Origin of the sequence: uncultured Parabacteroides sp., from assembly GCF_905196875.1 — a bacterium.
Taxonomy (GTDB): Bacteria; Bacteroidota; Bacteroidia; order Bacteroidales; family Tannerellaceae; genus Parabacteroides.
Genome location: NZ_CAJJWO010000034.1, coordinates 45,143 through 56,483, shown reverse-complemented (window position 1 = coordinate 56,483; position 11,341 = coordinate 45,143). Strand labels below are relative to the sequence as shown.

Sequence of the window (11,341 nt, the reverse complement as noted above, 5' to 3'; positions counted from 1 at the left end):
TCTATGGAAGCTGATTTACTTTCATGCATACTCTCATCCGGATTGTCCATTGGGATAGTCCGATAGCCACAGGAAGGAATATCCTTCACAAACATCACCCGATTACCAACCTTCACCAATCCGGAACGAACCCAGGGTAAAGGATTATATACGACATAAGAGGTACTGTTCCGTTTCACATTTTTAGCCAGACAAGCCAGATCGTACGTTGCTATAGCCTGCGTAATTTCAGACGCATCACGGATATAATCGGTCTTATCTTCCCAGGATGCTTCCAAATCTTTATATTCTTCAGCCGGCAACTTACAGAATGCTTCGCCATAAGCACTTATCGCTTTGGACCCTCCCCAGGTATGTTCCCCGTACAAAGCAATTTTTTCATACGCATTTGCTACCTCTTTGGAAACAGACGGCATTTCAACACCCCAGCATTTAAGCTGTGTATTCAATGCCTCTGCTGAAGAAATAAGCGAACGGACTTCACGTGACAAACGAACACCTCCGGGGTCACACATCACTCCATGTACCCAGGTATCCGGCATAGCCGATTTTACAACGGGTAATACAGGATTCTCCTGCATCATTGCATCATAAAAATCATCCATCGTACCCATGTGTACATTGACACCGAGCATCTTTGCCTTTATTTCTTCAAACATGGCTTTTATTTGTTCGCCGGTAGGAGGTCCGGAGTTATCACCCGTAACTAATATGGCGGGCCAGACCTTATAAGGCCAGTCTTTTGCCGGTATCAGGTTTTTCCCGATCATCGGATCGTCAGGGCTTGTCCATGCTTCAGGATACAGGCCGTAACTAGTTCCATAGATAGGAGAATATAGGGTTAGAACACGCGATCCATCAGGACCTTCCCACCAAAACAGCCCTGGAGTTTTAACAAATCCACTGGGCCAGTTACAGCCAATATGTAAAAACTTAACACCTGCATTAGCCAGAACCGTAGCCAAAGCCCCCGTATGCGATGGTTCATCCGTCAGTTTACCGGAACGGGAAAGCGGTAGGTCATACTTACGGCTTAACGCAGAAGAAAAGCCCAATCCTCTCACCATCTCTTCCAATCCACAGATATCAGATGTGATAGTAAACGGCAATGCATGAGAGATGATCTGTCCTGATCTGTACTTTTCCTCCAGCTTCTTTTTCCGTTCAGGATTCTGCCCGTCCCAATCCTCCATCGTCTTCGACAGAACCCATCCGGGAAGTGTCCAGGCAAATTGCTGCTCTTTCGGAAGATCTCCGGAAGCATCCATTGCCTTAAACGCATTATCTATCATATCTGTCTGATAGTAATTAACGATATCTTTTACACGATGTGTAAAACCTATGTCAAAATGAGTTTTACAGATGACTATTATTTCTTTTACATGGGGATTATATTCCTCCGGAGCCTGACCTCTCACAAGAAAAGGAAGTATGCACAAAATAGCTATGCTTATATTTCGTATTTTCATAGGACTTAATTTTATTCGGCCATTGTAAACAAGTACGTCTGACCGGCCTCTGTCTTCATTTTTATAAAATCACCGTCCACGGTTCTCTTACCGGCAACCGGGTCTGTAATCTCGACTTTCTTACCTTTCCACGGATTCTGTAAAGTTAAATCGCGACCTTTCTCACTAACAAGAGTCAAAGAAGTGACTGCTCCGCCTTTCAGTTCACTAGAAACCAAAAAGGCACCTTCTACCCGAATCTGATGGAACGACGCGTCCTTATCGCGAGGCCATACAGGAAAGACACGGACAATATCCTGATGTCCCATACAGAGCATTTCGTTGATCGTATTGGGTACCGTGCTCCAGTTTTCGATACCATGCGGGTTATTTAGCTGAAAGCCATTCGGGTAAGTATGTTTTGAATAAGTGTTCAAACGAGCCAGGATACTATCCGGCTTATAACCGATCCGCACGGCTGCCGGGAAAAAGCTGTTACTTCCATTAGAATCCAGCCAACGTTGCATTTCATCGACTGTGTTATAAGCAACCTCCAGCAACTTGGGATCACTATTCAGACCGATCTGGCCTGCGGGATAAATATGCTGGATTCCCAGAGTGTTTCCGTCCCACCAGTCGCAACCTTTTTCCGTATACCGGAAGACTGTCTTACCGTTTCGCTCCTGCAACGGATAATCGGGAAGATGTTCTTTGATAAACTGCCACTGCGTTCTCTTTTCTTCATCGACTCCCAAAAGAGCGCTCATGTCAGAAACGGTCTGCATCACCATCCGCACCAGTCCCAATGAAAGAATCGGATTCATCGTCCCGACCGTACCTTCATGGATCGCATCATTATAAATGACATAGCGGTCACCTTCACGCGTCAGGTAATTCTCCCAAAAGGTGGCAACCCCTTTTACGAAAGGATACACTTTCCGGGTATAGGCTTCATCCCAGGTATGATAAAACTGCATAGACATATTAACAACCGCATAAGCTGAATTGCTTTTTTGTCCCCAAAACATACCTTCGTCTTCTATATTTCCACTTTTAATCCAGTCATAATAATAGGTATCCATGAACGGAGTCCTGCGGGTCGTCTCAACACCTAATGGTCCCGCACCTACAGGCAGCAAAATGCCCCCCGGAATGCCAGTGACTTTCTCCGAATAATAATTACCCCGTTCTATGGAAGCTAATAAAGGCATATAATAGGGATCTGCCTGCTCGATTCTGTTAGCTGAATAAAGCGCATAATAAGGGGCCATATGGTTATAGTTCAGATGATAGTCTCCATTCCAGTAAGGGCGTTCCTTCGTGATCCAGGTACCAAAAATAGAGGGTGGAAAATCAATATCCCGGCTACAGGCGCCCATACCGTAAAGAGATAGATAATATTGTTTTTCTATTACACTATCCGGTATGCTGACATACGATTTTTCCCAATAATTCCGCCACCATTCCCGATGGCTTTTCTCTATTTCAGCCTGTCGTGCCGGAGTAAAATCTTCTACTTTTTTTATGACGGTAGCCACGCAATCGTCACTCTTGAAATTACTGGAGAAGGCACACACCAAACGAACCGTTTTTCCCGGTTCCAGGGTGAATTTGCCATCCGTAGATCCGCTCACCCGTAACGCCATAGCTCCTTTAGTCGGTATATCGACAGAGTCTACAAAGGCACGGGACAGATACTCGATACCATTCGGTTTCGTCTCATGCTCCCTGACATCGGGGAATATCCGTTCACGAGGCGGATTATAAATCTGTTCTTCTTTCCCCAAGAAAGATATTCCGGCAGAACCTTCCACAGAACCATCCCCTTCCATATTCAAATCCACAATCAGCATATCTTCCGTAGCAGGAACAAAGGCTTTATAGGAAACGGAAATATCTCCTTGGGTAAAACGGGCGGTCGATACGGCATCATATAGCTGTTGTTCCACCAAATAGGAGGCATCTTTCAATTGAGGGATATCCAGTTCTATCTTACCCAGGACAAGTGGAAATGATTCGTCCAAAGCAGACTTCAGTCTCCAGAAATCATTCCTGGCAACATAAAAGACCTGCGACTCCGGCGTTCCCGACAAGGCAACCCCGGTAAAACCATTCCCCAACAAAGGAGCATCGACCGAATGCGGTGCGGGTATCCGCTTCGGAGGTGCCGTAAAACGGATAGTGTGTTTTCCTATGATATTTTCTGCCTGACTTTCCGGCAATCCATCCCCATTGCTACAAGCAGAAAACGACAACATACTGCATGCAGCCAAACAGATTACTAATTTATTATTCATATTGTTTAAAGATTAAGACTCAAATAAGACTGTTTCAAATATAACAGCATTTACCATTCACAAGAATAGCAAATAATTGCCTATTCTGTGGATTATTATTGCGATTTCATGTCTATGAGATTTCCTCACGGATTTTTAAAAGAAGAGTGTGCCTCTCTCCTAAATGATAACAGACACACTCTATTTATTCTATTGATAATCGGGATTTTGTTTCAAAATGCCATTACTCTTATTTATCTCAGTCTGAGGAATAGGCCAATGATAATTACGTTTCTCAAATTTCCGGGCTACAACAGCCTGCTCTGCCGTCATATTCAGACGTTCTTCTGCAATTTTCCATCGTTTCAAGTCATTGAAACGGAAACCTTCGAAGCATAATTCGATGCGGCGTTCCTTACGGATTTTCTCACGCATCTGATCTTTTGTCAGACCGGCCGGAATAGCGGGCATCTTTACATCCGCTCTATCCCTTACCTGGTTTATTGCATTTCGCACAGCATCCGTAGGACCATCTACTTCATTGGCTGCTTCTGCATACATCAACAGCACTTCAGCGTATCGCATCAACGGCCAGTTTGAAGACCAATTGTTACCTCGTGGATTGCGGGCATCATCTTCAGATATGATTTTCCAGAAATAGTAATCTGTGAAAGTAGCCCCGGAAGGTTTATGAGTAAAACCATTTTCAAAAGCACATGTACCGGAAAACATTGTTTTAGCCATACGTGGATCTCTGTTCTCATAGACATTATCCGGATTATATAGAGAATTACTTTCAGAGAAAGATGTACCATCTTTAAAATCATATTCATTCACCAGATTTTTTAGAGGATTAATACCACCACCAGCATCAGCCGTACCAATATAATTAACAAATACACCCCAATCATGAAAACTGGTTGCATTGTTATTAGGACCTAAATAATTTACCGCAAATATATATTCCGGATTATTTTTTTGTTCCCCCTGATCTTCACAGAATAAAGCCCTATATGTCAAAGCAATTTGATAATATCCAGTATTAATAATATCACTGGTAATTTGTTTCACTTCAGACATGATATCCTGTTTAGCCACACCATTATCATCATAAGCTTCAAAAAGCAAAGCTCGTGCTTTTATAACCTGTGCTGCATTTTTCACAAGATGTCCTTTTCCATCATTATAAGAATGATCTGATAGATTCGCTATTGCAAAATCAACATCAGTAATAACCTGATTATATATCTCTGTAGATTCTGCACGTGGTTGATCCTGAGTCTCATAAGTTAATGGTTCAAGAACCAATGGTACAGAACCATAATAACAATATAAATCCAAATAAGAAATAGCTCTCATCAATCTGACTTCTGCTTCCATCTGATTTTGTTCACTTTCAGTAATATCACTACCTACATATTCATCTAGGTTTTTCAAAAAGATGTTGTAACGAACTATATTCTTATATTGAGCATTATAAATTCTATCAATTCCTCCAGATGTCGAGTTGACAGGCCCTTGCGAAATAGTAGTACTTGATAAATAATTTTGATAAGTATACCCATTATCCGTCATGCATTCCATATAAGGAACAGACCATGTGTATAATTCATGGTTTTGCAATGTACCGTAGCAAGCTGTTAAAGCCATATCAAAATCACCTTTACTTTTATAAAAAGTCTCACTAGAGAGTTGATCAGAAGGTTGTTTATTCATAAAATCTTCAGAACAACCTACTAATAACAGGGAACACAACGCTACAATTCCGACTTGTATATTTAGTTTTTTCATTGTTTATTCTTTATTGTGTTAATAGATAATGTTACAACCAAAGGATATTACTTTGTTTTGCGGATAAGCCAGGAAAGTTCCACTTCCTGATCTTTCCGGATCAAGTCCTTCATAGTTGGTAAATGTTAATAAGTTGTCGCCAGAGAAATAAAAACGAATTTTATTCAACCCAACCTTAGACGTCCAATTTTGTGGCAATGTATAACCAACTTGAAGTGTTTTCAATCTTAAATAGGAATTATCCTGCAACAAATAAGTGGAAGGATGATTATAAGAAAGAGGATCTCCCAACATCACATGAGTATTCGAATGGTTTTCAGGAGTCCATGCTTTAGCCAACTGATCTTTGGTAGGAGCAGTTCCTTGCTGGAACGGTTGAATTCCCCAACCTGTTACATACACTTTCGATCCGGCAACCCCCTGGAAGAAAGCATATAAATCGATTCCTTTCCATTCTGCGTTCAGGTTGAATCCATACGTGCAAGAAGGGAATACACCTTTTTCCATAGGAACACGGTCGTCATTATCAATCACCCCGTTGTTATCTATATCTTTATAACGTAACATACCAGGTTGTGTATTTTCACCGAATTGCTTGGGAGCTGCTGCAATTTCTTCTTCTGATTGGAAGATTCCGTCTGCTTGCAATAAATAAAATGTATTCCACGGACGTCCTTCTTCTTTCATGACATTATTTCCATCTTCCCATGTACCGAACTTAACTAGCTTATTTTTAAAGCTTCCCAGTACTAAGCCTGCCCCGTAAGAAAGTCCTTTGAAGATTCCTTCATTAATTCGATCCTGCCATTTGATATCCAAGTCAAAACCGATATTCTGCATCGAACCGCTATTAATAATCGGTGCATCTAAACCAACCAACGCATTAACCTGTGCTTCACGAAGTATATTTTCCGTTAATTTCTTATACACTTCAAATGTTACAGACAATTTGTTGAATGCCATCATATCTACCCCGATATTGGTAGTTGTTGTAGTCTCCCATTTGATATTATAATTATTCAATTTTTTTTGTGCTACTCCCTGAGACAGATTAGCATCATCAAACGGATATGCTCCGGTAAAATCCAACATAGCCTGATAAGGATATATACCAATATTCTGATTACCAAGTTTACCCCATGACCCACGAAGTTTCAGGTTATTCAACCATGATCTAGCCGGCTCCATAAAACTTTCTTCTGAGATACGCCACCCAGCAGAGAAAGAAGGGAATACTCCCCAACGATTTCCGGAAGCCATACGAGAAGTTCCATCATAACGCAAGTTAGCCTCAAACAAATAACGATCATTGAATATATAATTTACGCGACCAAATAATGATTGCATAGCCCAGGATTCGCTTTTACCGCCGTTGGTTTGTCCTGTCGGACTTCCCGCATTGATTTCCGGTGTCTGAGGAGAAGAGAAATTCTGTCTGTATCCAGATAACCAGTTATAACGATTTTCTTCATTGCTATATCCAAACATAGCACCTACTTCATGTTTCTTGAATTTTTTAGAATACTCCAGATAGGTTTGTAAATTGGTATAGAAGGTCTGTTCGTTTTTCTTATCCAAATGAGATGGCTGGTCATATCCCCTTACCGTATCGTCCCTGTAAAGTAACAAACAAATATTCTGGGCAGAGAAAGCTGATTGTTGTATAGTAGAATAATTAGTAGCTCCCTTTACATTCCAGTGTAAGCCATCGATAATCTCAAAATCAGACCATACCTGGGCAGAGAAATTATATTCATCTATTTGTTTTGTCTCTTCTTTCAGCTTATAATACGGATTCCAGTTACACATTTCATGTTCATAAGCACGCCATGTATATCTTCCGCTACCATCAGCCAAAGTAGGCATATAAGTTGGAGCCTGAGATGTCACGCATAAAAAGTAATTTGTTGTGCCACTTATCTCTTCTTTTCTATCTCCCTTGCTGAATATAATATTACCTCCCAGCTTCAATCTTTTACTTACATCGGATACGACATTCAACTGTCCATTATACCGTTTATACTGGAAAGCTTCCATAGTACCTTTTTCATTAAAGTATCCCAATGATAGGTTATAACGTGTTTTATCTCCACCGCTGACGCTGATATTGTGCATTTGTGTTGGTGCTGATTGGATAAAATTACCAATCCAGTCGTAGTTTGGATATAAATTACGATCGGTAGCATTCCGATATTTATCGATTTCCTCCTGAGAATACATGGCTTCCGGCAATGCCACTCCATAATTATTATTTACACGGAAAGTGTTGTAAGCTTCCATATAATCCGCAGAGTTAGTAACAAGATCAAGCATTTTAGTTGGAGTATGGATTCCATAATTAAAATTGTAAGAAACACTTACCTTTCCATCCTTATTACCTCCATCTTTGGTTTTTATCAAGATTACACCATTTGCCGCACGAGAACCATAGATAGAAGCCGAAGCAGCATCTTTTAAGACAGATACCGATTCGATCACGTTCGGATCAAGTTTATTCATATCACCTTCCACTCCATCAATCAAAATAAGAGGCTTCGAACCCGCATCACTGAATGTACCCATTCCTCGTACTTGAATATTTGTACTACTTCCTGGCTGGCCTGTTGATTGAGTAACCTGTACACCAGGCATCAACCCCTGCAACATATTAGCAGCATTCACAACTGGTCGCTTAGTGATTTCTTCACCTTTTACTGAAGCCACAGCTCCTGTCAAATTTACTTTTTTCTGAGTTCCGTATCCCACAATCACCACCTCATCCAGATTTTGTAAGTCTTCTTTCAATACAATATTCAATTGCATTTTATTACCGGATTTTATCTCCTGAGAGACATATCCTATATACGAAACAACAATAACTGCATCACTGGAAGCCTCTAACATAAAATTACCATCAACATCAGTAATGGTACCGGTAGTCATACCTTTTACAGATACATTAGCACCGATAATAGACTCTCCATTCTGATCTTTTACCGTACCACTGATTTTTCTCGATTGGTTACTCTGTGTATTCCCTGGTAATTTCAAAATAATTTGTTTTCCTACGATCTCATAACTGATTTGTTTCGCGGCAAGGGCTTTTTTCAAAATAGCATCCAGACTTTCCTGACGGGCATCTACTGTGATCTTTTGTGACTGGTCAACCGTCTGATCCAACATAAAGGTGTAATCTGTTTTCGTTTCTATCTGTTTAATAAATTGCCTCAGTGACACGTTCTTAACGGATAGATCAATCTTTACACTTTGGGCATAAGCAGAGTTAAATAAAAATAACGTGACTAAAATCGGAAGTAACTTCCATTTCAATTTAAACATACGTAATAGCTTTAAGATTATAAAATTATTATATCTTTGCCAGTTGTATATCGACTATTTATTCTGTCTGTACAGACAGAATAACCTAAGAAGTATATATACTTCAAAAGGCATGGAGATTAGGGGTCTCTGTGCCTTTTACGCATAAGGCAGGATACGTTTAATAAAAAACTCACTCCTATTTATATCTGATCGTCACCTCCTTTCCGTTCAATTTATACTCTATTGGAGTTATTTTATTAATCATCTCCAATAAATCCGTCAATGATTCTGTTTTAACCGTAAACCAATAAACCCTGGACGGATCGATATTCGATAACGTAATATCCACGCCATACCAACGTTCCAGTTTCTTCCAGACTTCTCCCGCCGGTATTCCATCAAATTTCAATAAATTATGATGCCAACTGGATTCGATCTCTGCATCACAGGATTCTACCCGGCAGGATAAATTCATCTTTGATACCGTCGCTATTTGATCCGGTGATAAATACGTCAATACGTTTTGATCGGCAGCCGACAACAGACTGACCTTTCCGCGAAGCAAGGCAACCATGATATTTTCTTCATCGGCATAGGCACTGACATTAAAAGCCGTTCCATGTACTTTGACATCGACTTCTCCTGCCTTTACTATAAAAGGATATTGAGTATCTTTTTTCACATCAAAGAAAGCCTCCCCTTCCAGGTTAACGACACGGTCACGCGTACTATATTGATAATTATATGACAAACGCGATCCGGAGTTCAGCCAGACAAGCGTTCCGTCAGGAAGGACAAGCTGTGTTTTTTGTCCGGGAGGGGCCATTATCACATTTTCAAACTGAGCTGCCTGCCAGGATTCATCCTGATTATTAAATAAAAAAGACAATGAAAATCCAAGAACTAACGCTATAACAGCCGCCACAGTAGAAACACGGATCAATAACGAACGGGAATACATCGGAACCTGCTTGATCTTACGCTGAATACGATTCTGGATATTATTCCAAACAGCCGCTTTATCCGGTACGACAAATGCAGAAGTATCTATGCGTGCTCCTTCCCATTGTCTTCGTAACTTTTCCAATAGAATATGGTGATCGGAATCTTCCTTTAGCCAACGGTCTATTTCCTCCCGCTCAGTTGATGTACATTGTCGGGATAAATATTTAGCCAGTAACTCATATGGTATTTGTTTCTCGTCCATTTTCTACATTTTTGTTTAGTAGACACACAGACACCCCCAAAACCCCCAAAGCCGCCGGAACTATTTTATAAATATTTCCGGCGGCTCTATCCTATTAGCCCCAAGGAAGAACCAGGTATTCACAATTCACTATTTCCCCGAGATAAGGGATACTAACAGGACGATCATCACTTCGTCCATACGAATTCAGTAAAGCCAATTTACCTCCACTTTGCAATTTAATCAAGAACTCCCTATTTTGTCCGCTAGAAATTTAAAACAATAGGATATTTCCCATATTCCTTAATCGTATCTATCAAACACCGTACATTCTCCGTCGGGATCAGATCGTGGATACTATGATCTGTCGAGATGATATATCCTCCGTCGGCAGCAGCTTCCCTGATACATTCCAGTACTTCCTTACGAACATCCTCGGGATTGGACGAGGCCATTGTCACTTTGTTGTTGATATTACCGATAGGTGTCAACTGCCCTTTGTATTTTTCCTTCACTTTTTTCAGTTCCATACCAGCAGCTCTTTCAACCGGATGAAGTCCGTTGATGCCACAGTCGACCAGGTCATCCAGTACATCCCATATTCTTCCGTCATTATGCATGATGACCGGTAGCCCCAACTTTTTAATACCGGCAACCAAACGTCTGAAATAAGGGATAAAGAAGGTACGGAAATCATCCGGAGAAATCAGTAAAGAATTCGTTCCGCCCCAGTCATCTGATATTTGTACACAATCCACTCCACCTTCTTCTGCTGTCAGACTAATAACATCCAGTGTCCATTTCAGTACGGCTTCATTTATTTCATGAACCATTTCCGGATCGGTATACATGGTAATAGCCAGTGTTTCAAAATCCATAATATACCACGACAACATAGTAAACGGTCCTAAAACTCCCAAAACAACAGCCAGATTTTCTGTATTAGCGGCTTTCACATCCTTGAGGATATTGATCCGGTAAGACGTATCAACCGGAGGTAAACTGTACTTCTCCCAGTCTTCACGGCTTTTTACCGGCGTATCGATCTGTGCGATGATCGGCCAACCGTTCTTCTGATAAGTGACGCCCCACTCATCTTTATAAATTTCATTCGGTTCATGAGGTGTTTCTTCGATACCACAAAAACCATTAATAGGTGTCCAGATAGCATCGATACCTAGTTTTGTTGCCAGTTTTGCCTGCGCTTTTCCATCATATAGGACTGTCGTATACCCTAGAAGCTCCTTCAGTAATTTCAAACTGAACAAATGTTCCGTAATAGGAATTCTGTCGGGTACTCCACCCGACAATGCTGTCAAAAAACGCTCTCTTGATGTCAT

Annotated in this window: 6 protein-coding genes and 1 pseudogene; all 7 read right to left on the bottom strand. The window is 40.9% G+C overall.

Annotated elements, in window-relative coordinates; all coding sequences use genetic code 11:
- Positions 1-1,469, bottom strand: a pseudogene (locus QZ076_RS12585) (hypothetical protein); the annotation flags it as partial.
- An 11-nt stretch (positions 1,470-1,480) separates the two neighbouring features.
- Positions 1,481-3,745, bottom strand: a complete 2,265-nt coding sequence (locus QZ076_RS12580) for a hypothetical protein (RefSeq protein ID WP_293713660.1) — start codon at positions 3,743-3,745, stop codon at positions 1,481-1,483.
- A gap of 189 nt (positions 3,746-3,934) precedes the next feature.
- The gene (locus QZ076_RS12575; RefSeq protein ID WP_293713659.1) at positions 3,935-5,515 is read right to left on the bottom strand and encodes a RagB/SusD family nutrient uptake outer membrane protein; all 1,581 of its coding nucleotides are present in this window, start codon (positions 5,513-5,515) and stop codon (positions 3,935-3,937) included.
- A gap of 18 nt (positions 5,516-5,533) precedes the next feature.
- Positions 5,534-8,833, bottom strand: a complete 3,300-nt coding sequence (locus tag QZ076_RS12570; RefSeq protein ID WP_293713658.1) for a TonB-dependent receptor — start codon at positions 8,831-8,833, stop codon at positions 5,534-5,536.
- A gap of 178 nt (positions 8,834-9,011) precedes the next feature.
- Positions 9,012-10,022: a FecR domain-containing protein gene (locus QZ076_RS12565; RefSeq protein WP_293713657.1), complete on the bottom strand. Its 1,011-nt coding sequence runs from the start codon at positions 10,020-10,022 to the stop codon at positions 9,012-9,014.
- Positions 10,023-10,116: 94 nt separating this feature from the next.
- Positions 10,117-10,248 carry a hypothetical protein gene (locus QZ076_RS12560; protein WP_293713656.1) on the bottom strand — a complete coding sequence of 44 codons (132 nt, stop codon included), beginning with the start codon at positions 10,246-10,248 and terminating at the stop codon, positions 10,117-10,119.
- A gap of 19 nt (positions 10,249-10,267) precedes the next feature.
- Positions 10,268-11,341: a uroporphyrinogen decarboxylase family protein gene (locus QZ076_RS12555; protein ID WP_293713655.1), complete on the bottom strand. Its 1,074-nt coding sequence runs from the start codon at positions 11,339-11,341 to the stop codon at positions 10,268-10,270.

Excerpts from the sequence above, each read along its gene's own strand:
- QZ076_RS12570 (WP_293713658.1), bottom strand. The coding sequence starts at position 8,833 with ATGTTTAAATTGAAATGGAAGTTACTTCCGATTTTAGTCACGTTATTT.
- QZ076_RS12580 (WP_293713660.1), bottom strand. The coding sequence starts at position 3,745 with ATGAATAATAAATTAGTAATCTGTTTGGCTGCATGCAGTATGTTGTCG.
- QZ076_RS12555 (WP_293713655.1), bottom strand. The coding sequence starts at position 11,341 with ATGACATCAAGAGAGCGTTTTTTGACAGCATTGTCGGGTGGAGTACCC.
- QZ076_RS12565 (WP_293713657.1), bottom strand. The coding sequence starts at position 10,022 with ATGGACGAGAAACAAATACCATATGAGTTACTGGCTAAATATTTATCC.
- QZ076_RS12575 (WP_293713659.1), bottom strand. The coding sequence starts at position 5,515 with ATGAAAAAACTAAATATACAAGTCGGAATTGTAGCGTTGTGTTCCCTG.